We start from the raw sequence: 25103 nt of genomic DNA, 5'->3' as shown, positions 1-25103 counted from the left end.
GCCGTGGCCGCTGTTGCGAAGGGAAACAGACGGGCGCGATCAAAGGCTCTGCAGGCGGTCGCGCAGCACGATGCCGGCGCCGGTTTCCTCGATAAGCCCCTGCGCCGCGAGGTCCTTCATCACCCTGCTGACCATCTCGCGCGACGCACCGATCATTTTCGCGATGTCCTGCTTCGTGATCTTGCGCACCACCACCGCATCCCCGTTCACTTCCTCGGACATTTCAAGCAGCAGGCGCGCGACGCGGCCGTAGACGTCCATCAGCGCAAGGCTCTCGATCTTGCGATCGGCATTGCGCAGGCGATCGGCGAGGTTGGCCATGATGCGCCAGGCCACTTCGAAGTTGCCCTGCATGATCGTGCGAAAATCGTTTTTTGCGATCATCACGAGGTCGGAAGGCATCACCGCGACGACGGTCGCCGAGCGCGGCTGCTCGCCGAACATGCCCATCTCGCCGAACAGTTCGCCCTGCCCCAGAATCGTCAGGATCACCTCGCGGCCGTCCTCGTCGCTGACGACGACCTTGAGGCTCCCCGTCAGGACCAGGTAGACAAAATCGCTGCGCTCGCCCGCATGCACCACGCTCTGCCCGCGCGGGATCCGGCGCATCATCGCGGAGCGGGAAACCATGGCCAGGGTATCGTCGGACAAACCTTGAAACAGCGGGAAGGTCTTCAGGGCGGTGGTGGAAACCGCGGTGGACTGGGTCATGGCGACTCCGGAATGTGCTCGAACGGCGTATCAGAAAACGGAAAAACTGGCGACGCACAATATCACCAATTATACCGGAATCCGCCATTGACCTTCCCGGCCGAAGCGCGGCCTCGCGCGGATTCGACGATGCACCCGCACTGGCAAAGCACGCTTTCGCGATCGTCCCGCGCTATGAACATCATTGAATCGGCGCGACAAACCGCTCGGCTATAATCCCGCTGTCGCCAACCAGAAAGAAGATCACGCTATGACAACCAAGCACGCCCGCCTGCTCATCCTCGGTTCCGGCCCGGCCGGTTACACGGCCGCAGTGTACGCCGCTCGCGCCAACCTCAATCCGGTCCTGATCACGGGCCTGGCGCAGGGCGGTCAGCTGATGACCACGACCGACGTCGACAACTGGCCCGCGGACGCCGAGGGCGTGATGGGCCCGGACCTCATGGCCCGCTTCCAGAAGCACGCCGAACGCTTCAACACCGAGATGATCTTCGACCACATCCACACCGTGAAGCTTGGCGAGAAACCGTTCCGGCTTGTCGGCGACGCCGGGGACTACACTTGTGACGCGCTGATCATCTCGACCGGCGCGACGGCGAAATATCTCGGCATCCCGTCGGAAGAGAAATTCTCCGGCCGCGGCGTCTCCGCGTGCGCGACCTGCGACGGCTTTTTCTACAAGAACCAGGACGTGGCAGTAATCGGCGGCGGCAACACGGCAGTCGAAGAAGCGCTGTACCTCGCCAACATCGCGAAGAAGGTCACGGTCGTGCATCGCCGCGAGAAGTTCCGCGCCGAGAAGATCCTCATCGACAAGATGATGGAGAAAGTCGCCGCCGGAAAAATCGAACTCGCGCTCAACTCGACGCTCGACGAAGTCCTGGGCGACAACACCGGCGTGACCGGCATGCGGGTCAGGGATGCGAATACCGGCGCGACTCGCGACGTCGCGCTGCAGGGCGTGTTCATCGCGATCGGCCACAAGCCGAACACCGATATCTTCGAAGGCCAGTTGACGATGGAAAACGGCTACATCGTCACCAAGGGCGGCCGCGAAGGCGACGCCACGGCGACTAGCGTGCCGGGCGTGTTCGCCGCGGGCGACGTGCAGGATCACATCTACCGCCAGGCGGTGACGTCCGCGGGCACCGGCTGCATGGCCGCGCTCGACGCGGAGCGCTACTTGGACACGCTCGCCGGCTGAGCACGGTGATGACCCGACGGCTTCCCCCTGCTGCACCGAAACCGGGGAGCCGGACCGGGCGACCATCGCATACCTTCGAAGAACTTGCCGCATTGCGCGGCAAGCTGAAGCCGGCCGCGAGCAACCAAAAACCTGCGAAACCGGAGTTGCCGCCCTCGGCTGCAGCAAAAGACACCCGCGACGCGACTGCCACCGCGATCCACCCGGGCGCTTCTCCCGATGACGATCCGGCGCTGTTCCGCGACGCCGTGCGCAATGTCGCCCCGCTTACCAAAGGGGGCGGGCGAGCGGAAATCGAGACGCCGAAGCCGCCGCCGGTGCCGCGTCCGCAACCCGCCGAGTCCGACACGCCCTCTCCCGCCGCGCGCTTGCCCACCGATGCACTCGAGGATGCCGCCCTCTTTCGCTCGGCGGTCGGCGACGTCACGCCGCTTCGCGACCCCGGGCACGCGGAGCTCGGTCGCGCCCGTCCGTCCCCGTACCCGCTGCACGCGCACGACGAGGATCGGCATCGCATCGAGGCCGATCCGGCCTCACTGCTGCTGCCGCCCGATCCCGACGCGCTCGATCCGGCGGAGCTTTTCCGTCATGCGGTGCGCGGAGCCCGGCAGATCGAATCGCGCGACCGGGTCGAACTGCAGCCTCCGCCGCCCCGCCCGGAGCCGCTGAAGCACAGCGAAGACGAGCAGGCTGCGTTGCGCGAATCGCTCGAAGCGCCGATGAGCCTCGAGGACCGGCTGGAAATGGGGGACGAGGCGGTATTCCTGCGCCCCGGCCTGCCACGCCGCGTGCTCATGGACTTGCGCCGCGGGCGCTGGGTGCTGCAGGGAGAAGTGGACCTGCACGGCTACAACCGGGACGACGCCCGCGAAGCGCTGGCACGCTTTCTCGCGGCGAGCCTGCAGCAGGGGCGCCGCTGCGTGCGGGTGATTCACGGCAAGGGGCTGGGATCGCCGGGCAAACTGTCGATCCTCAAGCACCTCTCGCGCGGCTGGCTCGCGCAACGCGAGGAAATTCTTGCGTTCTGCCAGGCCGGTCCGAATGAAGGCGGCTCCGGGGCGCTGCTGGTGCTGCTGCGAGCCGGCAATCCGCCGAAGGAGTGAACGCGGCCGGCAATCCGGCCGGGGGCAATCAGATTGCGGCTTCGTCCGTTTCGCCGGTGCGGATGCGCACGACCTGCTCGACGGCCGTGACGAAGATCTTGCCGTCGCCGATCTTGCCGGTGCGCGCCGCCTTGATGATCGCTTCGACCGCCTGATCGACGAGGTCGTCGCCGATGACGATCTCGACCTTGATCTTCGGCAGGAAATCAACGACGTACTCGGCGCCGCGATACAGTTCGGTGTGGCCTTTCTGGCGGCCGAAGCCCTTGACCTCCGACACGGTCAGACCGGCGATGCCGACTTCGGACAGCGCTTCACGGACCTCGTCGAGCTTGAACGGCTTGATGACGGCTTCGATTTTCTTCATGTAATTCTCCTCGATGGGCTTGCGGACTCGCCGATTCGGATCGATCCTGCGCGGTCAGTATTCATCCTGATAGCGCGATGTTATCGGATAACGCCAGTCCCTGCCGAAACCGCGCTTCGTCACCCGGATGCCGACCGGCGACTGGCGGCGCTTGTATTCGTTGCGCTTGAGCATTGCGACGGTGCGCCGCACGTCGGCTTCGGGGAAGCCGCGCGCGATGATCTCGCGCGGCGATTCGTCACGCTCCATGTAGGCCTCGATGATCGCGTCGAGCACGTCGTACGGTGGCAGCGAATCCTGGTCGGTCTGGTCCGGTTTCAGCTCGGCCGACGGCGGGCGGGTGATGATGTTTTCCGGCATCACCGGGCTGACCGTATTACGCCAGCGCGACAGGCGGAACACGAAGGTCTTGTAGAGATCCTTCAGCACCGCGAAGCCGCCGGCCATGTCACCGTACAGCGTCGCGTAGCCGGTCGCCATCTCGCTCTTGTTGCCGGTCGTCAGCACGATCGCGCCGGTCTTGTTCGACAGCGCCATCAGGATCATGCCGCGGATGCGGCTCTGCAGGTTTTCCTCGGTGGTGTCCGCCGGCAGCCCCCTGAACTGGTCGGCGAGCAGGGCGGCGAAAGTGTTCATCGCCGGCTCGATCGGAATCTCGTCGTAGCGCACGCCGAGGTTCGCGACCAGTGCACGCGAATCGTCGAGGCTCATCTGCGCCGTATAGGGCGAAGGCATCATCACGGCACGCACCCGCTCCGCCCCCAGCGCGTCGACGGCGACGCACAGCGTCAGCGCCGAGTCGATGCCGCCGGACAAGCCGATGATCGCGCCCGGAAAACCGTTCTTGCCGAGGTAGTCGCGCACGCCGGTCTTGAGCGCCTCATAGACTTCCTCCTCGACCGGCCGCGCCGGGACGATTTCGCCCGCTTCCCAGCATCCGCCGCGAAAATGCAGCACGTCGAGCCGCTCCTCGAACGAAGCCGCCTGGTAGACGACCTTGCCGTCCGCATCGAGCGCGAACGATGCGCCGTCGAACACCAGCTCGTCCTGGCCGCCGACCATGTTGCAATAGACCACCGGCAGGCCGGTGTCGGCGACGCGCCCGCGCAGCACTTCGTAGCGGCGCTGCAGCTTGTTCATGTGGTACGGCGACGCGTTCAGGCCGAGCAGCAGTTCGGCCCCTTCGGCGCGCACCAGTTCGGCCGGGCCCGATTCCCACAGATCAGCGCAGATATTGACGCCGAGCTTCACGCCGTTCAATTCGAACACGCACGCGTCGAGGCCGCGGTCGAAGTAGCGCTCCTCGTCGAACACTTCGTAGTTCGGCAGCAGATGCTTGTGATAGGTCGCGACGACTTCGCCGTCGCGGATCACCGACGCGGCGTTGTAGCGCCAGTCGCGCCGCTCTTCCGGATGCCCGAGCACCAGCGTGATGCCGCGGGTGTGTAGAGCGATACGGGCCACTTCCCGGCTGCACGCGCGGTAGAAATCCGGGCGCAGCAGCAGGTCTTCGGGCGGATAACCGGATAGCGCCAGTTCCGGCGTCAGCAACAGGTCGGCGCCGGCCGCGCGGGCCTGGTCGAGGGCGTGGATGATCCGGTCGGCGTTGGCCGTGAGGTCGCCGACGGTGAAATTCAGCTGGGCGACAGCGATAGCGAGCGTTTTGTCCATAGGCGCAACTATACCGTTTCAGCCCGCAGTCGGCGGAGCCGCGAGCCCTGCGGGCATGTGCCGAGGCGGCATTCCGGTGCCGCGTTTGGACTATCATGGCCGGCCAATATTGCCACCGACAAGCGAACCGCATGGCCATTCCGGACACCGTCGCCAGGCAGGCCGACGAGCAAGGACCGTGGGCCGTCTTTCTCGTTTTCCTGCGCCTCGGCCTGACCTCTTTTGGCGGCCCCATCGCCCACCTGGGTTATTTTCGCGACGAATTCGTCACGCGCCGACGCTGGCTCGGCGAACGCAACTACGCGGACCTCGTGGCGCTGTGCCAGTTCTTGCCGGGGCCCGCGAGCAGCCAGGTCGGCATGGCACTGGGCCTGGCTCGCGCGGGCTACGCGGGGCTGTTCGCTGCGTGGGCAGGCTTCACGCTGCCGTCGGCGATCGCGCTGATCCTGTTCGCGCAAGGGGTGTCGCGTCACGGCGGCGTCCTCGCGCCCGAGGCGTTGCACGGCCTGAAAGTCGTCGCGGTCGCGGTCGTGGCGCAAGCGGTGTGGGGAATGGCGCGCAACCTCTGCACCGACACGCTGCGCGTCACGCTCATGGCGATCGCGGCGTGCGTCGTCCTCGCCGACTCGACGGCCTGGACGCAGGTCGGCGTAATCGGCGCGGCGGCGATCGCCGGAATGGTCCTGTTCCGAGCGGAACCGACCGTTGCCCACGATCCGCTGCCCATCCTCGTCGCCCGCCGTACCGCCATCGGCTGCCTGTGCGCCTTCCTTGCGCTGCTGATAGGCCTGCCACTCCTCGCGCAGTTCGTGGCGAACCCGGCTGTCGCGATGATCGACGCCTTCTACCGCGCCGGAGCGCTGGTGTTCGGCGGCGGCCATGTCGTCCTGCCGTTGCTGCAGGCCGAGGTGGTGCCGAGCGGATGGGTCGACCACGAAACCTTCCTCGCCGGTTACGGCGCGGCGCAGGCGGTGCCGGGACCACTGTTCACTTTCGCAGCGTTCCTCGGCGCAGCGATGAACGATGCGCCCGGGGGCTGGACCGGGGCTGCGATCTGCCTGGGCGCGATTTTCGCCCCCTCGTTCCTGCTCGTGGTCGGCGCCCTGCCGTTCTGGGAGCAACTACGCCGCAGTGCCCGAGCACGCTCCGCGCTGGCCGGAGTCAACGCAGCGGTCGTCGGCCTGCTGCTGGCCGCCTTGTACCAGCCGGTGTGGACGAGCGCGATCCACCAGCCGCGAGACTTCGGGCTCGCCGTCGCCGCCTTCGTCGCGCTGGTGTTCTGGAAGCTCCCGCCGTGGCTCGTCGTCGTCGGCAGCGGCATCGCGGCATGGCTGATGAGCGTCGCGACCTGAGCGGCTTGCCACCGCCGGCCTCCGCGGTCGGGTTCGCGATTCTCCGGGCACGGAGACGGCGAAAGCCGCTCGCGCCCCGCTCGATCGACTGTTTTTCACCCACAGGGCGCGTGGGGAAAGCTGTGGATAAGCCGTGAGCAAGCGTTCCAAGTCCCCTGCCCGCAAGGAAAATACGAGGTTGCGCAATAATCGGGCAGCTGCGCGGACGCAGCCGGCGCGCGACAAACGAATCGCGCTGGCCGCGGTCCCACCGATCGCTTCGACCACCACCGAGCTGCCAACGTGCCGACATACCGCTTTCGCCGCTTCGATGATGTGAGTGGCATTGATGCCGCCGCCTGGGATGCGCTCACCGACGGACAGGCCTGCGTGTCGCACGCCTTCCTCGCCGCGCTCGAGGCGACCGGCTGCGTCGGGGCGGCCACCGGCTGGCTACCGCGCCATGCAACGCTGTGGGAAGGGCCGCAGCTGGTCGCGGCGATGCCGTTGTACGAGAAGCACCACTCGTACGGCGAATACGTCTTCGACTGGGCGTGGGCCGAGGCGTATGCGCGCCACGGCCTCGCCTACTATCCCAAGTGGCTCGCGGCAGTGCCGTTCACGCCGGTGCCCGGGATGCGCCTGCTCGGCCGCGACACGGCGAGCCGGAAAGCGCTGCTGCAGGCAACGCTGGCGTTGGCCGAGGAAAGCAGCCTGTCGTCGCTGCACGTGCTTTTCCCCACCGAAACCGAGGCCGGATGGATGCGGGAAGCCGGCCTGCTGATCCGCCAGGGCGTGCAGTTCCACTGGTTCAATGCGGGTTACCGGGATTTCGACGGTTTCCTCGGCAGCCTGAACCACGAAAAGCGCAAGAAAATCCGCCAGGACAGGCGCCACGCGGCCGCCCATGCGCTGACGTTCCGCTGGCTCGACGGCACGACGGCCAATGCCGCCGACTGGGCTTTCTTCCATCGCTGTTACGCCGCGACCTACGCGCTGCACCGCTCGACGCCCTATCTCGGCGCGCGGTTCTTCGCGCAGCTGGCGTCGCAAGCGCCGCGCAGCGTGCGCCTGCTGCTCGCCGAACGCCAGGGCCAACCGGTGGCGAGCGCCTTCTTCCTGTGCGACGACGAGGCGCTCTACGGCCGCTACTGGGGCGCGACCGAACATCTGCCGTTCCTGCATTTCGAGCTGTGCTATTACCGGGCGATCGACTACTGCATCGACCATCGCCTGAGCCGCTTCGAGGGCGGCGCACAGGGCGAGCACAAGCTCGCGCGCGGGTTGCAGCCGGTCGTCACGCGCTCCGCTCACTGGATTCGCGAACCGCGCTGGCGCGACGCGGTGGACCGTTTTCTCGCGCAGGAAACGGCGGGCATCGACTTCTACCTCGACGAACTCACCGAACGCTCGCCGTTTCGCGCGCTGCAAGGGACAGCGCCGGAATGAAAACGGCCCGCGCTCGGCGGGCCGTTTTCGGACAAGACTGCTTGCAGTTTACTTATTTCGCGGCGTTCTTCAGGCCGTCGAGGATTTCCTGCTTCGCGTCTTCCACGGTGCCCCAGCCGAGCACCTTGACCCACTTGCCCGGCTCGAGATCCTTGTAATGCTCGAAGAAATGCACCGTCTGCTTCATCAGCAGCTCGGGCAGGTCGTCAGTGGTCTGGACCTTGTCGTACAGCGGCGTGAGCTTCGACACCGGCACTGCGACGACTTTCGCGTCCTGGCCGGACTCGTCTTCCATCTTCAGCACGCCGACCGGACGGCAGCGGATCACCACGCCCGGCATCAGGGGGAACGGGGTCACCACCAGCACATCGACCGGATCGCCGTCGCCCGCGACGGTATGCGGCACGTAGCCGTAGTTGATCGGGTAGCGCATCGACGTGCCCATGAAGCGATCGACGAACACCGCGCCGCTGTCCTTATCCACTTCGAACTTGATCGGCTCGCCCTGCGCCGAAATCTCGATGATGACGTTGATGTCGTTCGGCACGTCCTTGCCGGCCTTCACGAGGTCGAAACCCATAATTCCCTCTCCCATGGAAAATGTGGCGCGGATTATAAGTGGAAACGCGTCGCCCGTCGCTGATCGCAATGCCCGCCGGACCGCGCTCCCGGTTTCGCGACCGACCCTCGGCGCGCGGTGTTCGAACCGGGCCGGACCGGCGTCTGCCGCGACATTGTCATGTGACGAACAACACGGCCGAGGCTGCCGTGAAATGATAGCATCACGCCCGGCTGGCACTTTTGGCACCCTTGCAACCGGCATTCAGGACCGATGAACAGCGCGCAGCGCACGGCGGGTGCCACAGCCATGATCCAGGACGAATTCTCAGCGGCACACTATGCTATTCAACTCGGTCAATCAGCACTGCCTGCACAATATCGTCCAACTCGCCCAAACCCATTCCGTCGAGGCCGCCGAGGACATTTTCGACGAGCGTGGGATCAAGCTGTGGGCCAAGGGCAAGGCGGTGTCGGCCGACCTGCAGGAAAAGCTGCTGCGCCGCAAGCTGGCCAAGCCGCTCGAAGCGACGCTTGCCGTCGAAGGAGCGGTCGCCTTCTCCAATGTCGTCGAAGCCTGTCGCGCGCAGGCCGAGGAGAATCCGCTGTTCGCACGCCTCGCCAGTCGCAACGCGCTGGCGCTTCTGAACGGACTCAGGACGATACCGCTGCCGCAACCGCTGCGCCTGCTGCTGACGACCGCCCACGCCAGCGGCAGCCGCAGCTTCAGGCACGCCCTCGCGACGATACTGGTGTGCGCCTGCATCGCGACTCGGCTCAACGCCAGCGAGCACGATGCGCAGACGCTGCTGACGGCCGCGTTGCTGCATGACCTCGGCGAGATGTACATCCATCCCGACTACCTGAGCGGGAGCCACCAATTGCGGCCCCACGAGTGGAAGCACGTCGCGAGCCACCCTCGCATCGGGCAGTTGCTGATCCAGGAGCTGACCACGCTCCCGGCAGCGATCGGGCTGTGCGTCGCTCACCACCACGAACGACTCGACGGCAGCGGCTATCCGAACCAGCTCGAGCGCAGCAAGCTTCACCGCCTCGGCAACTGGCTCGCAGTCGCCGAAACGGCCGGCGCGATCCTCTCCGGTGGCCACCCCGGCGCACCGTTGCGCGCTGCGCTCGCGCTACGCCTCGTGCCGGAAGAGTTCGACCGCGATGCCGTCGCCGCCGTCACCCAGGCGCTGCGCAAGGACGGTGACAGCTTCGGCGAGGACGACTGCCAAGGTTGGCCCGACACTCACGCGACCCATGCCCGGCTCGACGGCGCGATCGCCCACGCGGAAGACCTGCACGCGTCCCTCGACGCCCCTTTCGCGCGCCAGATCGTCGCAATGGCCCTACAGCATCTGCACAATCTCGAAAAATCGCTGCGCGCCACCGGCGCGGCCGAAACCGCCTTGCTCGGCGAAGAACTCGACCAGCAGCTGGTCGCGGAAAGTGGCCAGGTCGCCCGGGAAATCGACTGGCGGATGCGCAGCCTCGCACGCAATCTCTATTTGCGGGCCGAGGCACACGCGGACGGCGCGAACCTCGCGCTGCTGGCGCCGCTGATCGAGGCGCTGGACGACGCTCCGCCGGCGGAAGTTGCCGCCGCGTCCGCCTGATCGCCCGGAATGCCGCCGCGCCCGCTCCGCGCCGGCCGTGCCACGCTTATTGATCACACTTACCGGGCCTGTCCCGGGCGCGCTAAACTCTTCGCGCAAGCTTCCAGCAGGAATCGACATGGACGAATTTGAAGCTCAGATGCAGGCGTTTCGCAAACAGATCGAAGGGGAATTCGAAGAGGGCGGTATCAGCTTTCCGACCTCGCTCGACGCCTCGCTGCGCATCAAGCGGCTCGCCGACAACCCCGAATCGACGCTCGACGAGATCACGACCGTGGTCAAGGCGGAACCGGTGCTGAGCGCGAAGGCGGTGCGGATGGCCAACGCCGTCGCACTCAACCCTTACGGCAAGCAGACAACGAATGTCTCCGAGGCGGTCGGGCGCATCGGCCTCTCCGCGCTGCGCTGCCTCGCTTTCGCCGTCGCTGCAGAACAACTCGTGCAGGACCACCGCTCGCGCAACCTTCGCCTGATCGCTTCCGGGCTGTGGATGCATTCGCTCGACGTCGCAGCGTGGGCCTACGCGATCGCACGGCACCTGAAGGTGGTCAATCCCGATACGGCGATGTTCAGCGGCATGATGACCGACATCGGCCAGTTCTTCCTCGTCGCCCGCGCTGCGGATTATCCGGCGCTCGAGAGCGGCATCGACCGCTTCGCGGAGTTCGCTGCGACGTGGAACGAGCCGGTCGGTCGTGCGGTGCTGGAGGCCTTCGAACTGCCCGACGCGATCCTCGACGCTTTCCCCTACGAAGACCCCTACGGCGGTTCATGGCCACCGGCCGACCTGGCCGACGTCCTGTTCATCGCATCGCTGGCCGCCGAGACACCGAACCCGTTCGACACGCTGCTGGGCATCCGCCGCCGGCCGGCCTTGCTCGACACCTCGACTTCGGGCATCGAGAAAATCAAACTGGCGGAGCTGCTCGATACCGCCCGGGCGCAGCGCCAGCACATCCTCAACGCCGTGTGCGGCTGAGCGGCGAGCGGCGAGCGGCGAGCGGCGAGCGGCAGTTTTCGATAGAATCCCGCGGTTTGCTTTCCCGATCGCCCACCCAATCATCGCGCCACTCATGAAAGAAATCGCTCCTGCCTCGCCCGCTCCGGACAACCTCGACGCGCTCCGGCTCGAGGTCGCCGGGATCATCGTCGAAGCGCTCAACCTGGAGCAGGCGCCGGCATCGATCCCTCCCGACGACTCCCTGTTCGGCGAAGGCCTCGGGCTCGATTCGATCGACATCCTCGAAGTGGCGCTCGTGGTGTCGAAACGCTACGGCTTCCAGCTGCGCGCCGATGACGACGACAACGTCAAGATCTTCCGTTCGCTGCGCAGCCTGACCGGATACATCGCCAGCCACCGCACGCAATGAAGCTCGACTTCGAGCGCGGCACGCATCGCGTCGCACTGGTCTGCGTCGTCGTCGCCTGGGCGGTGGCGGCACATTACACCACCGCGCTGGTCGAGGCCTCGTCGTGGGGCGCGCTGCTCGGCATCGCGCCGTTCGCTTTCGTCGCCGCGACGTTCGCCTGGCACTCGACGTGGCGTACTGCGCTGCTCGCGCTGCTGGCCTGCGCGGCGCTCGGGCTCGCGCTGCGGTGGCCGACGCTCGCGCGCAACGTCGGCTGGATGTATTTCATCCAGCACGTCGGCACCAACGGCCTGCTCGGCCTCGCGTTCGGCCGCACCCTGGTCGGCGGGCGCGAGCCGATGTGCACCCGCGTCGCGGCGCTCATCCACGGCGCACCCGGTCCCGCGCTCGCCCGCTACACGCGCCGCGTGACGATCGCCTGGACGCTGTTCTTCGGCCTGATGACGACGACGTCGGTGGTGCTGTTTGCGTTCGGATCGCTCGACCTGTGGTCCGCTTTCGCGAACCTGCTGACCTTTCCGCTCGTCGCGCTGATGTTCGCCGTCGAATACGCGGTGCGCCTGCGGGTCCTGCCGCCCGAAGACCGCAGCGGCATCCTCGACGCGGTGCGCGCTTACTGGCAACCGCCGGCAAGCCCGGCGCTCGCGGTGTCGCGCGGAAAACCGCCGGCGCGCCCGGGCCCCCGATGAGCGGCGTTGCGCCGCCCCTGCCGCTGCTGGGCCACGCGTGCCTCGGCGCCGACCTTGCGTGGCGCGACGGCGAACGCCTCAGCGTCGCGCGCTTTCTCGGTGACGTGCACCGGCTCGCCGCGCTGCTGCCGGCGGGCGGGCACGTGCTCAACATCTGCACCGACCGCTACCGCTTCACGGTGGGACTCGCGGCCAGCCTGCTCGCCGGCAAGGTCAGCCTGCTGCCGTCGACGCACACGCCGGAGACGGTACGCCAGCTCGCGGCCTTCGCGCCCGATGCGTTCTGCCTCGCCGACGGTGCGTGCGACATCGACCTGCCGCAGTTCCATTACCCCGAACTCGCCGGCGCGGACCATGCCGGCCCGATTCCCGCCGTGGCCGCCGACCAGCTCGTCGCCTGCGTGTTCACCTCCGGCTCGACCGGCACCCCGGTGCCGCACCGCAAGAGCTGGGGCGCCCTGGTGCGCAACGCGGCGGCCGAAGCGGAGCGCCTCGGACTGTCGCCCGCCGCGCCGCATGCAATCGTCGGCACGGTGCCGCCGCAGCACATGTACGGCTTCGAGTCGACGGTGCTGCTCGCGCTGCAGGGCGGCGGCGCATTCTGGGCGGGACGTCCGTTCTACCCGGCCGATATCGCCGCCGCGCTCGACGCCGTGCCACGCCCGCGTGTGCTCGTCTCGACGCCGTTTCACCTGCGCACGCTGCTCGCCGCCGGAGTGCCGCTGCCGGCCACCGATCTCGTCGTCTCGGCGACCGCGCCGCTGTCGGGCAAGCTCGCCGCCGAAACCGAAGCGCGGCTGCGCGGCCCGCTGTTGGAAATCTACGGCTGCACCGAAACCGGCCAGACTGCGACGCGGCGCACCGCGCTGACAGCGGAATGGCAGCTTTTTCGCGACGTTCGCCTGAGCATCGAGGACGGCCAGACGTGGGCGTACGGCGGACACGTCGAGCAGCGCACCGCGCTCGGTGACCTCATCGAGCCGACCGCCGGCGACCGCTTCCTGCTGCACGGGCGTTCGGCGGACCTCGTCAACATTGCCGGCAAACGCAGCTCGTTGAGCTACCTGAACCACCAGCTGAACGCGATTCCCGGCGTGCTCGACGGCAGCTTCGTGATGCCGGACGACGAGCAGATCGACGGCGCGACCCGCCTCGCGGCAGTCGTCGTCGCGCCGGGCCTCGACCGTGCCGCGCTGCTGCACGCATTGCGCGAGCGCATCGACCCGCTGTTCCTGCCGCGCCCGCTGCTGTTTGCCGACCGGCTCCCGCGCAATGCGACCGGCAAGCTGCCACGTGCCGCGCTCGACGAGCTGTGCCGCCGGCTGCGCAGCGACCCGGCATGAAGTTCGAAACCGCGATCGTCGTCGCGCCGGACCATCCGGCGTTCGCCGGACACTTCCCCGGCCAGCCGATCCTGCCCGGCGTCGTGCTGCTCGGCTGGGCGACCGGCGCGCTCGGCGCCGCACTGGGCCGGCCGGTGCCGCCGTGCGAGATCGCCGCGGCAAAGTTCCTGCAGCCGGTCCGCCCCGGCACAGCGCTGCTGATCCGCCATGTGCGCCAGCCCGGCGGCGCGTGGCACTTCGAGATCCTCGCCGGCGAGGCGACCGTCGCGTCCGGCACCTTGAGGGTGGCGGCGCCGTGACTCGTCCCCGAACCGCAGCCGCGCACCCCGGCGACCTGGAGGGTCCGCCGGACCCTGGATCGCCCGCCGCCGACACCGCCTGGGCGCGCCGCCCCGAGCGCAGCAACCACGCGGCGTTGCGGCTGATGACATGGATTTCGCTGCGCCTCGGGCGTCGCGCCGGACGGCTCGTGCTGTGGTTCATTGCCGGCTATTTCCTGCTGTTCGCCCCCGCCGCCCGGCGTGCGTCGCGGGCGTACCTGGCGCGCGTGCTCGAACGCGCGCCGCGGCCGGCCGAATTGTTCCGGCATTTCCTCAGCTTCGCCGCGACGATTCACGACCGCATCTATCTCCTCAACGAACGCTTCGACCTGTTCGACATCCGCGTGCATGGCGTCGAACTTATCCGCGACATCGTCGCCGGCGGCGACGGCGTGTTCCTGATCGGCGCCCACATGGGAAGCTTCGAGGTGATCCGCGCGGTCGGGCGCCAGCAGCCGGGGATCAGGGTCGCGATGGTGATGTACGAAGACAACGCGCAGAAGATCAACCGCACGCTGGCCGCGATCAATCCGGCGGCGCAGCAGGACATCATCCCGCTCGGCCGTCTCGATTCGATGCTGCAGGTGCGCGAACGCCTCGACGACGGCACGCTCGTCGGCATGCTCGCCGACCGCAGCGTGGGTCCGGACGCGGCCGAACGCGTCGATTTTCTCGGCGAGCCAGCGAGCTTCCCGGCCGGCCCGTGGCGCATCGCGGCAATGCTGAAACGTCCGGTGATCCTGATGGTCGGCCTCTACCGCGGCGGCAACCGCTACGACATCCACTTCGAACCGCTCGCCGATTTCACCGCCGTCACGCGCGAAACCCGCGGCGCGGCGCAGCGGGACGCGATTGTCCGCTACGCCGCGCGGCTCGAACATTACGCGCGGCTAGCGCCGTTCAACTGGTTCAACTTCTTCGATTTCTGGCAACCGGCGCGCGGCCGGGACGCCGACTGAGGTCCGGGAGCCGCTGGTGCGACGAGCCGGACTGATCCCGCTGCTGTGTGCTGTCGCGCTCGCGATCACGGCGCCGCTCGCCGCCGCCGAGGCGTGGACGATCGAACAGCTGATGCACGCGCTCGGCAAGCAGCGCTCTGGACGGGCGAGCTTCGTCGAACGCAAGTACCTCGCGATCCTCGACGCCCCGGTCGAATCCTCCGGCGAGCTGCGCTTTCGCGCCCCGGACCGGCTGGAAAAGATCACCCTCGAGCCGCGCGCCGAATCGCTGGTGCTCGAAGGCAACACCCTGACGGTGGTGCGCGGCGAGCGCCGCCACATCGTGCAGCTGTCCGATTACCGCGAGATCGCCGCTTTCATCGACAGCATCCGCGCGACGCTCGCGGGTGACCGCAGCGCGCTCGAGCAAACCTACGCGCCGAGCCTCGCCGGCACATCGCAGGACTGGACGCTGACGCTGCTGCCGCGCGAGCCGAAAATGGCTGAGGTCGTGCTGCGCATCACGATCAACGGCAGCCATGCGCAGCTGCGCGGTATCGAGATCCTGCAGGCTGACGGCGACCGCTCGGTGATGGAGATCGTCGCGGAGCGCGCCGCGCGATGACCCGACGCCTCCTGCCGGCGCTGCTGGCGTGGCTCGCGTTCGTCGGCGTATCCGTCGCGGTCGTCAGCCAGACGCGCTTCACGAGCGATCTGTCGGCCTTCCTGCCGGGCAGCCCGACCGCCGAGCAGCAGGTCCTCGTCGATCAGCTGCGCGACGGCATGGTGTCGCGCCTGCTGCTGATCGGCATCGAAGGCGGCGACGCGGCGACGCGTTCGGCGCTGTCGCGCGAACTCGCCCGGCTGCTGCGTGCCGACGCGGCGTTCGGCGTCGTCGCCAACGGCGAAGCGGTACACCGCGAACGCGACCAGGCGCTGCTGTTCGACAGCCGCTACCTGCTCAGTCCCGCCGTCACGCCGCAGCGCTTCAGCGTCGATGGCCTGCACGCCGCAATCGGCGAGTCGGTCGACCTGCTCGCCTCGCCGCTCGGCATGCTGACGAAGTCGCTGCTGCCGCGCGATCCGACTGGCGAGATGATGCAACTCCTCGAACGTCTCGACGGCGACGCCCGGCCGGCGCTGGCAGACGGCACCTGGGCGTCGCGCGACGGGCGGCGTGCGCTGCTGCTCGCGCAGACGTGCGCCGCCGGTTCCGATCTCGACCGGCAGCAGGAAGCGATCGCGAAAGTGCGCGAAGCGTTTGCGACCGCTGCGCAGACGCAGCACGCCGGCGACGCGCGGCTGCTGCTTTCTGGCCCGGGCGTCTTCGCCGTCGCCTCGCGCGCGACGATCCAGGACGAAGTGCTGCGGCTCACGCTGGTGTCGATCACGCTGATCGTCACACTGCTGCTGTTCATCTACCGTTCCGCGACCGCGCTGCTGCTCGGGCTGCTGCCGGTCGTCTGCGGAGCGCTCGCCGGAGTCGTCGCGGTGAGCCTCGGTTTCGGCGTCATCCACGGCATCACGCTCGGCTTCGGCACGACGCTGATCGGCGAAGCGGTCGACTACGCGATCTATCTTTTCGTCCAGTCCACGCCGGCAGGCGAGCGCAACGAAGCGGAGCGCGGCCCCGGCATCGCCGCGTTCTGGCCGACGATCCAGCTCGGCGTGCTGACGTCGATCTGCGGCTTCGCGACGCTGCTGTTCTCCGGCTTCCCGGGGCTCGCGCAGCTCGGCCTGTATTCGGTCGCCGGCCTCGTCGCGGCCGTCGCGACGACGCGCTTCGTGCTGCCGCATTTGCTGCCCTCGGGCTTCGCGATCCGCGACGTCGGCCCGCTGGGGGTGCAGTTGCAGCACCTGCTGATGAACGCGCGCCACCTGCGCTGGGGGATCGTCGCGCTGGCGCTGGCCGCCGCAGCGGTGATCCACGTCAACCGCGACCGGGTGTGGAACCGCGAGCTCGCCGCCCTGAGCCCGGTCCCGGCCGCAGACCAGGCCCTCGACCTCGCACTGCGCAGCGATCTGGGCGCCCCGGACGTGCGCCATCTCGTCGTCGTCAGCGGTCGCGACGCCGAAAGCGCGCTGCAGGCCGCCGAGGCAGTCGGCGCACGCCTCCAGCAACTCGCGAACGAAGGAGCGATCGGCGGGTTCGAGAGTCCTGCACTTTATCTTCCGTCCCAGGCGACGCAGCTCGCCCGCCGCGCGAGCCTCCCCGAACCCGCCGAACTGGGCCGCCGGCTCGAGCTGGCGACGACCGGCCTGCCGCTGCCGGCCGGGCGCCTCGGGCCGTTCGTCGCCGACGTCGCCGCCGCACGCGAACGGGCGCCGCTGACGCGCGCCGATCTCGACGGCACGAGCTTCGCCCTCGCCCTCGATTCGCTGCTGATCCCGCAGCGGGACCACTGGATCGCGCTGCTGCCGTTGCGCGCCCCGACCGACGGCCCCTTTGCGCACGCGATCGACCCGGAGCGGGTGCGCGCCGCGCTCGAAGAGACCGCCGCCGCGCGCCCCCTGTTCATCGATCTGAAAGGCGAATCGGACCGCCTCTATTCCGGTTACCTCAACGAAGCGCTGCTCCTCGCGCTCGCCGGCGTCGCGGCGATCGCCGCGCTGCTCGGGCTCGTGCTGCGCTCGGCCGCGCGCGTGCTGCGCGTGCTCGCGCCGCTCGTCGCAGCGGTGCTGGTCGTCGTCGCCGGCCTCGTGCTGGTCGGCGTCACGCTGACGATCCTGCATCTGGTCGGACTGCTCCTGATCGTCGCGGTCGGCTCGAACTACGCGCTCTTCTTCGACGGTAGCGAAGGCGCCGGAGGGCCTGCGCCGCGCACGCTCGCGTCGATGCTGTTCGCGAACCTGACCACTGTCGCCGGTTTCGGCGTGCTGGCGTTCTCGTCGGTGCCGGTACTGCAGGCGATCGGCGGCACCGTCGGCCCCGGCGCGATCCTCGCGCTGCTGTTTGCGGCAGTCCTGTCGCGCCCGTGATGCCCCGCCGCTACCGCCCGACCCCGCTGATCGGACTGTCCGTCGCGCTGCACGGCACGGCCGCCGGCGGCCTGCTGCTGCAGCCGGACGCCTGGCCGTGGGCGGCCGGCGCGCTCGCGGCAAACCACGCGCTGCTGACCGCTGCCGGCCTGCTGCCGCGCTGCCGTCTGCTGGGCCCCAACTGGACACGCCTGCCCCCGGCAGCCGCCGCGCGCGGCGAAGTCGCACTGACGATCGATGATGGTCCGGATCCGCACGTGACGCCACGCGTGCTCGACCTGCTCGACCGCCACGGCGCACGCGCGAGCTTCTTCGTCATCGGCCGGCGCGTCGAACGACATCCGGCGCTCGCGCGCGAGATCATCGCCCGCGGCCACGCGCTCGAAAACCACAGCGCACAGCACCTGAAGAGCTTCTCGCTGCACGGGCCGCGCTGGTTCGAGCGCGAGATTGGGACCGCGCAGCAGACGATCGCCGCCTGCTGCGGCGACGTCCCACGCTTCTTCCGCGCGCCGGCCGGGCTGCGCAATCCGTTCCTCGAACCGGTGCTGGCCCGCCTCGGCCTGCAGCTCGCGGCATGGACGCGCCGCGCCTACGACACCCGTAATGGCGACGCGGGCAACGTCGGCGACCGGCTGCTCGGCGGGCTCGCGGGCGGCGACATCCTGCTGCTGCACGACGGCAACGCCGCGCGCAGCCGGCACGGCACGCCGGTGATCCTCGACGTGATGCCGCGCATTCTCACCGCATGCGAGGCCGCCGGACTGCAGCCGGTCACTTTGCGGGCGGCGATCCGGTGAGCGACACCGTGCTCCGCGCACTACTCGATGCGGCGAGCGCCACGTACCGCCCGGCAGGCCCGTTCGCGTACCACTTCGCGCGCGGCAAGCTCGGAGCGGACCCGCTGTTCCGCCTGCTGCTGCAGCGCGGCATGTTCCCCGCCGCAGCCCGTGTCGTCGATCTGGGTTGCGGCCAGGGGCTTCTGGCGTCGTGGCTGCTCGCCGCGCGGCACCTCTACGAGTGCGGCCGGTGGGCGCGGGAGTGGCCGGCGCCGCCGAAGCTGCTGGGGCTGCGCGGCGTCGACCGCAATCCGCGCGAGGTGGCGCGTGCGCGCCGCGCGCTCGCCGGGGATGCGGCAATCGTCGAGATTCGCCAAGGCGACATCGCGACACTCGAGACAGCGGACTTCGGCCCGGTCGACGTCGTCACGATTCTCGACGTGCTGCACTACCTCGACTTCGCCGCCCAGGAAAGCCTGCTGCGCAAGGTCCGCGACGCGCTGCCTGCCGGCGGGCGCCTTTTCGCACGTGTCGGCAACACGGACGCCGGCCTGCCGCACCGCGTGTCGACAGCGGTCGACCTCGCCGTCGCGTTCGCCCGCGGGCACCGCCTGCCGCGGCTGTACTGCCGATCATCGCGAAGCTGGATCGCGCTCCTCGAAGGGCTCGGCTTCTCGGTGCACGGCGAGCCGATGGGCACCGGCAGATCGTTCGCGAACGTGATGCTCGTCGCGCAGCTGCCGCTTTGAAGCGGTCGCTGCGCTTCAGGGGCATTGCCGCGATTTGCTAAACTAGCGCCTTTGCCCGACGCCCGAGCCGCCGTGAACCCGCTGCTGATCTCCCGCTACACCGCCACCTCCTGCCTCGGCAGAGGAATCGGGCCGATGCGCGATGCGCTCGCCGCGGGCCGTTCGGGCCTGAAACCCTGCGACCTCGACGGCGTTGCGCTCGAGACCTGGATCGGCGAAGTTGCCGGAGCGGACGACGAGGCGCTGCCGTCGCACCTGCGCAGTTTCGACTGCCGCAACAATCGCCTCGCGCAGATCGGCTTCGAACAGGACGGGTTCGCCGACGCGGTGCGTGGCGCGATGGCGCGCCACGGCGCCGACCGCATCGGCGTGTTTCTCGGCACCAGCACTGCCGGGATTCTCGAAACCGAGCTCGCCTACCAGCGCCGCGATCCGCTCACCGGCGCGCTGCCGGCCGATTTCAACTATGCCGGCTCGCACAACCCGTTTTCGGTCGCCGCGTTCGTGCAGGCCGCATTCGGGCTCGCCGGGCCGGCGAACGTCGTGTCGTCGGCCTGTTCGTCGAGCGCAAAAGTGTTCGCGTCGGCGCGCCGCATGATCGAGGCTGGCCTGATCGACGCGGCGATCGTCGGCGGCGTCGATTCGCTGTGCCTCACGACGCTGTACGGCTTCGCTTCGCTGGAACTCACCTCCAGGCAGGCCTGCCGGCCGTTCGACCTGGAGCGCGACGGCATCTCGATCGGCGAAGCGGCTGCGTTCGCGCTGCTCGAACGCGTCAGCGGGCCACTTGCCGACGATGCGATCCTGCTCCTCGGCGTCGGCGAATCGAGCGACGCCTATCACATGTCCTCGCCGCACCCCGAAGGCCTCGGCGCGCGGCGTGCCATGGCAGCAGCTCTCACCTGCGCCGGGCTGGAGCCGGGCGACATCGACTACATCAACCTGCACGGCACCGCGACGCCGAGCAACGACAGCGCGGAGAGCAAGGCCGTGCGCGCGCTGTTCGGCGCATCGACGCCGTGCAGCTCGACGAAAGGCGCAACCGGCCACACGCTCGGCGCGGCCGGCGGCGTCGAGGCGGTGATCGCCGCGCTGGCGCTGCGTGACGGCTTCCTCCCCGGCAGCCCCAACACGCGCGATCCGGAGCCGGACATGAATTACCTCCTCGCCAGCCGCCCGGCACCCGTCCGATGCGTGCTCAGCAACTCGTTCGGGTTCGGCGGCACGAACTGCAGCCTCGTGCTCGGCCGCGCGCGATGACCGGCCCGGCCCGTTCCCTGCCCAGCGCGTGGATCAGCGGCATCGGCCTGCTCGGCCCTGGCCTGCGCGACTGGCCCGGCGGCGCCACGATCCTCGCCGGCGAGGCGCCGTGGGTGCCGGCAAACACCGTGCTCAGTGCACCGCAACAGCTGCCCGCGGCCGAGCGCCGCCGTTCGGTGCGCGTCGTCAAGCTCGCGCTGACCGTCGGCCTCGAAGCCGTCGCCGCGGCCGGAGCCGACGCATCGAGCCTGGCGACGGTGTTCACTTCGTCCGGCGGCGACGGCCACAACTGTCATCTGATCTGCGAAGCGCTCGCGTCCGACGATCGCCAGGTCTCGCCGACCCGTTTCCACAACTCGGTGCATAACGCCGCCGCCGGCTACTGGGGCATCGCGACCGGCGCGACGGCCCCCGCAGCGGTGCTGTGCGCGTTCGACGGCAGCTTCGCCGCGGGGCTGCTCGAAGCGCTGGTGCAGGTCAGCGTCGAGCGCGTGCCGAGCCTGCTGATCGCCTACGATGCCGACTACCCGGAACCGCTGCGCGCGGCGCGCCCGGTGCCCGATGCGTTCGGCACGGCGCTGCTGCTGACGCCGGAACCGGGCGCAACCAACTTTGGCCGCGTGCGTGCGGGGCTGACGACTGCAGCGGCCGACACCCTCGCCGATCCGGCCCTCGACGCGCTGCGTCGCGCGATTCCCGCCGCCCGCAGCCTGCCGCTGCTCGCCGCGATCGCGCGCGGCGAATCGGGGTGGATCGTGCTCGACTATCTCGACCACGCGCGCGTCGCGGTGGACTTCACCGCATGATCCCGCAGCCGACGACGCTGGACCGCGCCGCGATCGCGGCCCGCATTCCGCATCACGGCACGATGTGCCTGCTCGACGCGGTCGACGCGTGGGACAGCGAATCGATCCGCTGCCGCGCGACGAGCCATCGCGATCCGGCGAACCCGCTGCGCGAATTGTCGGGCCTGCCGGCGACCGCCGCGATCGAATATGCGGCGCAGGCGATGGCGGTCCACGGCGCGCTGCTCGCGCCCGCCGGCGAGGTGCCGCGCGCCGGTTACCTCGCCAGCGTGCGCAGCGTCGACATCACTGTGGCCCACCTCGACGGCATTGCCGGCGAACTCGACGTCCGCGCCGAACGGCTGACCGGCAACGACAGCCAGGTCTTGTACAGGTTCACCGTCTGCGCCGCAGGCACGACGCTCGTTTCCGGGCGCGCCGCGGTGATTCTCGATGCGGGCGCGCCCGGCGCCGGCCTTTCCCGGAGCCCCGCTTGAAACGCGCACTGGTCACCGGCGGCAGCGGCGGCATCGGCGCCGCGATCTGCCGCCGCCTCGCAGCCGACGGCTGCCACGTCTTCGTCCATGCCCACCGCAACCTCGACCAGGCGCATGCGCTCGTCGACGACATCCTCGCGGGCGGCGGTAGCGCGACGCCGGTCGGGTTCGATGTCACCGATGCCGCCGCGACATCGGCCGCGCTCGAGGCGTTGCTCGCCGAAGCGCCGATCCAGATCCTCGTGAACAATGCCGGCATCCACGACGACGCGGTGTTCCCGGGCATGCGAGCGGAACAGTGGCAGCGCGTCATCGACGTGTCGCTGAACGGGTTCTTCAATGTCACGCAGCCGTTGACGATGCCGATGATGCGCACCCGCTGGGGGCGCATCATCACGATCTCGTCGGTCGCGGCGATCACCGGCAACCGCGGCCAGACGAACTACGCCGCGGCAAAAGGGGCGCTGCATTCGGCGAGCCGCTCGCTATCGCAGGAACTCGCGAGCCGCGGCATTACCGTCAATGTCGTCGCGCCGGGAATCATCGACACACTGATGAGCGAAGGCACGTTCGACGCCGCCGCGATCGCCCGGCTGGTGCCGATGAAGCGCGCCGGCCGCCCGGCGGAAGTCGCCGACCTGATCGGCTTTCTCGCGTCCGAGCAGGCCGCGTACATCAGCGGCCAGGTGATTTCGATCAACGGCGGGATGATCTAAGTCTGACGGCCGGCCCGCTTGCCGCGGCCGGAAGCGTAGCGCCGCGCCGCGAGCAACGGCAGGCGCAGCAGGAAGCCGAAGAACAGCCGCGTGTGCATCCACGTCAGCAGCAGGTTGTCGCGCAGGTAGTTGAAATGCGATACGCCGCCCTCGTCGGGCGTGAAGTATCGCACCGGTGCCTGCAGGTTCACCGGCGGCACGCCGGCCCAGCTCATGCGCACGACCGCCTCCGGGTCGAAATCGAAACGCCGCATCCAGCGCTGCCCGCGCATCACGCGCGCGAGCGGCGCGATCGGATAGACGCGGAAGCCGAACAGCGAATCGCCGATCCCCGTCCACAGCGTTTCGAGGTTCGCCCACCAGTTCGACACCCGTCGGCCGCGCACGCGTAGCGCCGGAGCGCTGGCGTCGAACACCGGCATGCCGAGGATCATCGCCTCCGGCCGCGCCTGCGACGCCGCCATGAAGCTCGGGATCAGCTCGGCCGGGTGCTGGCCGTCCGAATCCATCGTCAGCACGTGCGTGAAGCCTTCGTGCGCGGCGAGTTCGATGCCGTGGAGCACCGCAGCGCCCTTGCCGAGGTTTTTCGGCAGCACGATGACCCGCAGCCCCGGGTCGTCGTCCGCCATCGCCTGCAGAGCCTGCGTCGTACCGTCGGTGCTGCCGTCGACGACGACCCACACCGGCAGCCATTCCCGGCGCGCCGCGCGCACGGTGTCGAAGACCTTGCTTCCCGGGTTGTAGCTCGGGATCAGCAACAGGTGGGTCGAGGCGGATTCAGCCGCGCTCGGCGCCTGTTGCGGCGTCGTCGTGCCGTCGGGGCGACGTTGCGGATGCCGGAAGGTCGGGAAGCGTTGCATGCTGGAGTTCCGCCGCAAAATAGTGTTCGAGTTCCCGCATGAATTCCTGCACATTGCGTGCCGGCTCGAAGCGCTTGCCGAGCCGCACGCGATAGGTGACCGGCATTTCCGGCCGGCGGAACAGCGGCCAGCCCTTGCACAGGTACGGCGACGCGGTTTCGATGAAGATCGTCTGCACCGGCACTTTCGCGCGGCGTGCGATCAGCCCGACACTGCTCATCAACGGGTTCATAGGCAGTCTAGTCGTGCGCGTCCCTTCCGGAAAGACCAGCAGGTGACTTCCGGCGGCCAAGTCTTCGGTCGCACGCATGACCATGCGCAGCGGTGAATCGTTGCGGATGTAACGGGCGAGCCGTGCGCCAGCGCCGAGGAAAACGTTGTCCATCAGCCCGGCCTTCATGATGCACGCCACGTCGGGCAGGCGCGAGATCACCATCACGGCGTCGAGCAGGCACGGGTGGTTCGGCGCGAGGATCAGCGGGCCCTGCCCGCGCAGCGCATCGAGTTCGCGCAGGTCGAAGCGGCACGCGCCGATCAAGGTCAGGAAGCGCAGATAGCCGTGGAAGTTCCAGCTGATCACGCGCCGCCCGAGCCGCCGCCCGAGGACCGCCGGCAGCAGCGGTTGCAGCGCCATCGCGAACGGCGTCCACAGCAGGCACACCGTCCCGAGATAGAAAAGGCCCAGGTGCAGCAGCACGGTTTCGTGCACGACGCGCAGCCAGCTGCGCTGGATTGCGCGCTCACTCATCGGCCGGCACCCGCTGCGAGGATTCGTCGATCAGCCACGTCACGGCGAAGCCCGCGGCGAAGTAATTGCGGCTCGTCACGAGCGGGCTGTCGAGGAATACCGCGCCGGCCAGCGTGTCGTAGCGGACGAAAGCGCCGACCCACCCGCCCGGAAACCGCTTCGACAGCGCCGCGAGGAACTGCGTACCGGCATAGCCGCCTTGCGCGTCGTATACCTGCCGGGTGACGGTCGCGTCGCGCACATCGACGCCATAGAAATAACGGTGCTGGCGGCGGTCGCCGAACACCGGGCCGGCGACGAGCCCGAGCGTCCAGCCGTCCATCCCGGCAGGGTCGCGCCAGTCGAGGTTGAGCTGCGGCGTGAACTGCCAGCCGGTCGACTCGGGATGGCTTTCGACCGTCAGCCCGACGCGCAGCGGCAACCGTACGCGCAGCTTCCGGCGCTCGTCGGCGCTCTGCCACAATCGCACGTCGAGCGAGGGACCGATCTCGACCGTCGGCTCGAGATCCTCCATGCCGGCGCGAACGTCCACGTCCTCGCTGCTGGCCGGGGGCGACGCGGCGAGGCTCAGACTGAGCTCGACCCGCTCGGTGTCGAAGAACGTGCCGCGCAGGCCGCGACGGTCCGCTTTCAGGAATTCGCCGCGGTAGATCACATACGGCACGGGAAGCACGAACACCCGGTTCTCGTCCGAACCGCGATACGCCGGAAACTGCAGCACGCCGACTCCCGCGCCGAGTTCCCACAGCGGCTTTTCATCGTCTGCAGCGATGCACGCCGCGGCCGGCACGAACATGCCGGCCATGACGACTGCGCGCGCCCGCAGCGGCAGGCGGCTTCGGCGCACGCCGGTCATCCCGCCGCAGCCAGAACATATGCTCTCGAGTCCGGGCAACTTGCCGCCGTGATCGACCGGGCCGGAACCCGGCCGAACTCCACACCTGCCATCATGCCTCCCGGATGAGCCTTCATTTCGCTGATCGCGCGGAATTATACCGGCTGCCCGCAGCGCTGGCTGTCTCCTCCCGATCCGGGCCTGATGGGCTCGTGTCCGGCG

Annotated in this window: 26 protein-coding genes; 19 read left to right on the top strand and 7 right to left on the bottom strand. The window is 68.8% G+C overall.

Translation table 11 applies throughout. The features are described 5' to 3' along the window. Positions 1-39 precede the first annotated feature (39 nt). Positions 40-711: a Crp/Fnr family transcriptional regulator gene (locus tag pbN1_RS16800; protein WP_169202795.1), complete on the bottom strand. Its 672-nt coding sequence runs from the start codon at positions 709-711 to the stop codon at positions 40-42. Positions 712-961: 250 nt separating this feature from the next. Here pbN1_RS16800 and trxB point away from each other — a divergent pair, with 250 nt between their 5' ends. Together trxB and pbN1_RS20840 are read left to right on the top strand one after the other, a co-directional pair. Further along, positions 962-1915: a thioredoxin-disulfide reductase gene (gene trxB, locus pbN1_RS16795; protein WP_169202796.1), complete on the top strand. Its 954-nt coding sequence runs from the start codon at positions 962-964 to the stop codon at positions 1913-1915. Positions 1916-1923: 8 nt separating this feature from the next. Continuing rightward, positions 1924-3018: a Smr/MutS family protein gene (locus pbN1_RS20840; protein WP_169202797.1), complete on the top strand. Its 1095-nt coding sequence runs from the start codon at positions 1924-1926 to the stop codon at positions 3016-3018. Between the two features lie 28 nt (positions 3019-3046). Here pbN1_RS20840 and pbN1_RS16785 read toward each other — a convergent pair whose 3' ends face one another. Both pbN1_RS16785 and pbN1_RS16780 read right to left on the bottom strand, forming a co-directional pair. Next, a complete protein-coding gene (locus pbN1_RS16785; protein WP_169117741.1) occupies positions 3047-3385 on the bottom strand; it encodes a P-II family nitrogen regulator in 339 nt (112 codons plus the stop codon). A 54-nt stretch (positions 3386-3439) separates the two neighbouring features. Then, the gene (locus pbN1_RS16780; RefSeq protein ID WP_169202798.1) at positions 3440-5056 is read right to left on the bottom strand and encodes an NAD+ synthase; all 1617 of its coding nucleotides are present in this window, start codon (positions 5054-5056) and stop codon (positions 3440-3442) included. A 131-nt stretch (positions 5057-5187) separates the two neighbouring features. On the opposite strand from pbN1_RS16780, the gene chrA reads away from it, so the two are divergent. Further along, positions 5188-6408, top strand: a complete 1221-nt coding sequence (chrA, locus tag pbN1_RS16775; protein WP_169202799.1) for a chromate efflux transporter — start codon at positions 5188-5190, stop codon at positions 6406-6408. A gap of 282 nt (positions 6409-6690) precedes the next feature. Beyond that, a complete protein-coding gene (locus tag pbN1_RS16770; RefSeq protein WP_169202800.1) occupies positions 6691-7836 on the top strand; it encodes a GNAT family N-acetyltransferase in 1146 nt (381 codons plus the stop codon). A gap of 52 nt (positions 7837-7888) precedes the next feature. Here pbN1_RS16770 and ppa read toward each other — a convergent pair whose 3' ends face one another. Further along, complete coding sequence (ppa, locus tag pbN1_RS16765; protein WP_169117744.1) at positions 7889-8416, bottom strand: inorganic diphosphatase; 528 nt, start codon at positions 8414-8416, stop codon at positions 7889-7891. Positions 8417-8735: 319 nt separating this feature from the next. On the opposite strand from ppa, the gene pbN1_RS16760 reads away from it, so the two are divergent. The 15 genes from pbN1_RS16760 (at position 8736) to fabG (ending at position 22438) form a co-directional block, all read left to right on the top strand. Then, a complete protein-coding gene (locus tag pbN1_RS16760; protein ID WP_169202801.1) occupies positions 8736-10013 on the top strand; it encodes an HD-GYP domain-containing protein in 1278 nt (425 codons plus the stop codon). A 118-nt stretch (positions 10014-10131) separates the two neighbouring features. Continuing rightward, on the top strand, positions 10132-10992 hold the full coding sequence (locus pbN1_RS16755; protein WP_169202802.1) for an HDOD domain-containing protein: 861 nt from the start codon (positions 10132-10134) through the stop codon (positions 10990-10992). 94 nt (positions 10993-11086) lie between these two features. Further along, positions 11087-11383 (top strand): phosphopantetheine-binding protein, encoded by a 297-nt coding sequence (locus pbN1_RS16750; RefSeq protein WP_169202803.1) that lies wholly within the window; start codon positions 11087-11089, stop codon positions 11381-11383. Next, positions 11380-12072 (top strand): COG4648 family protein, encoded by a 693-nt coding sequence (locus pbN1_RS16745; protein ID WP_169202804.1) that lies wholly within the window; start codon positions 11380-11382, stop codon positions 12070-12072. Before pbN1_RS16750 ends, pbN1_RS16745 begins: the two co-directional genes overlap by 4 nt. Continuing rightward, positions 12069-13415: an AMP-binding protein gene (locus pbN1_RS16740; RefSeq protein ID WP_169202805.1), complete on the top strand. Its 1347-nt coding sequence runs from the start codon at positions 12069-12071 to the stop codon at positions 13413-13415. Before pbN1_RS16745 ends, pbN1_RS16740 begins: the two co-directional genes overlap by 4 nt. Further along, positions 13412-13714 (top strand): 3-hydroxyacyl-ACP dehydratase FabZ family protein, encoded by a 303-nt coding sequence (locus pbN1_RS16735; RefSeq protein WP_169202806.1) that lies wholly within the window; start codon positions 13412-13414, stop codon positions 13712-13714. The genes pbN1_RS16740 and pbN1_RS16735 overlap by 4 nt, the downstream gene beginning before the upstream one ends. Further along, on the top strand, positions 13711-14694 hold the full coding sequence (locus pbN1_RS16730) for a lysophospholipid acyltransferase family protein (RefSeq protein ID WP_244856990.1): 984 nt from the start codon (positions 13711-13713) through the stop codon (positions 14692-14694). Before pbN1_RS16735 ends, pbN1_RS16730 begins: the two co-directional genes overlap by 4 nt. 16 nt (positions 14695-14710) lie before the next feature. Next, positions 14711-15298, top strand: a complete 588-nt coding sequence (locus pbN1_RS16725) for a LolA family protein (RefSeq protein WP_169202807.1) — start codon at positions 14711-14713, stop codon at positions 15296-15298. Beyond that, positions 15295-17652 (top strand): MMPL family transporter, encoded by a 2358-nt coding sequence (locus tag pbN1_RS16720; protein ID WP_169202808.1) that lies wholly within the window; start codon positions 15295-15297, stop codon positions 17650-17652. Before pbN1_RS16725 ends, pbN1_RS16720 begins: the two co-directional genes overlap by 4 nt. Further along, positions 17652-18452, top strand: coding sequence for a polysaccharide deacetylase family protein (locus tag pbN1_RS16715; RefSeq protein WP_169202809.1), 801 nt, complete (start codon positions 17652-17654; stop codon positions 18450-18452). Before pbN1_RS16720 ends, pbN1_RS16715 begins: the two co-directional genes overlap by 1 nt. Further along, positions 18449-19180, top strand: coding sequence for a class I SAM-dependent methyltransferase (locus tag pbN1_RS16710; protein ID WP_210147548.1), 732 nt, complete (start codon positions 18449-18451; stop codon positions 19178-19180). The genes pbN1_RS16715 and pbN1_RS16710 overlap by 4 nt, the downstream gene beginning before the upstream one ends. Before the next feature lie 72 nt (positions 19181-19252). Beyond that, on the top strand, positions 19253-20440 hold the full coding sequence (locus pbN1_RS16705; protein WP_169202811.1) for a beta-ketoacyl-[acyl-carrier-protein] synthase family protein: 1188 nt from the start codon (positions 19253-19255) through the stop codon (positions 20438-20440). Then, positions 20437-21246: a beta-ketoacyl synthase chain length factor gene (locus pbN1_RS16700; RefSeq protein WP_169202812.1), complete on the top strand. Its 810-nt coding sequence runs from the start codon at positions 20437-20439 to the stop codon at positions 21244-21246. Before pbN1_RS16705 ends, pbN1_RS16700 begins: the two co-directional genes overlap by 4 nt. Then, positions 21243-21722, top strand: coding sequence for a hotdog family protein (locus pbN1_RS16695; protein ID WP_169202813.1), 480 nt, complete (start codon positions 21243-21245; stop codon positions 21720-21722). Before pbN1_RS16700 ends, pbN1_RS16695 begins: the two co-directional genes overlap by 4 nt. After that, positions 21719-22438, top strand: coding sequence for a 3-oxoacyl-ACP reductase FabG (fabG, locus tag pbN1_RS16690; protein ID WP_169202814.1), 720 nt, complete (start codon positions 21719-21721; stop codon positions 22436-22438). Before pbN1_RS16695 ends, fabG begins: the two co-directional genes overlap by 4 nt. Here fabG and pbN1_RS16685 read toward each other — a convergent pair. From pbN1_RS16685 to pbN1_RS16675, 3 genes are read right to left on the bottom strand one after another with little or no spacing between them, the layout of a single operon-like run. Next, positions 22435-23298 carry a glycosyltransferase family 2 protein gene (locus pbN1_RS16685; RefSeq protein WP_210147547.1) on the bottom strand — a complete coding sequence of 288 codons (864 nt, stop codon included), beginning with the start codon at positions 23296-23298 and terminating at the stop codon, positions 22435-22437. The genes fabG and pbN1_RS16685 overlap by 4 nt on opposite strands. Next, positions 23216-24046, bottom strand: coding sequence for a lysophospholipid acyltransferase family protein (locus tag pbN1_RS16680; protein WP_169202815.1), 831 nt, complete (start codon positions 24044-24046; stop codon positions 23216-23218). Before pbN1_RS16680 ends, pbN1_RS16685 begins: the two co-directional genes overlap by 83 nt. Further along, complete coding sequence (locus tag pbN1_RS16675; protein ID WP_244856989.1) at positions 24039-24893, bottom strand: MipA/OmpV family protein; 855 nt, start codon at positions 24891-24893, stop codon at positions 24039-24041. The genes pbN1_RS16680 and pbN1_RS16675 overlap by 8 nt, the downstream gene beginning before the upstream one ends. Positions 24894-25103: the final 210 nt, after the last annotated feature.

Source organism: Aromatoleum bremense (assembly GCF_017894365.1).
Classification (GTDB): domain Bacteria; phylum Pseudomonadota; class Gammaproteobacteria; order Burkholderiales; family Rhodocyclaceae; genus Aromatoleum; species Aromatoleum bremense.
Note: the sequence above shows the minus strand (reverse complement) of the source record. Positions and strands in the feature narration are given on the sequence as shown.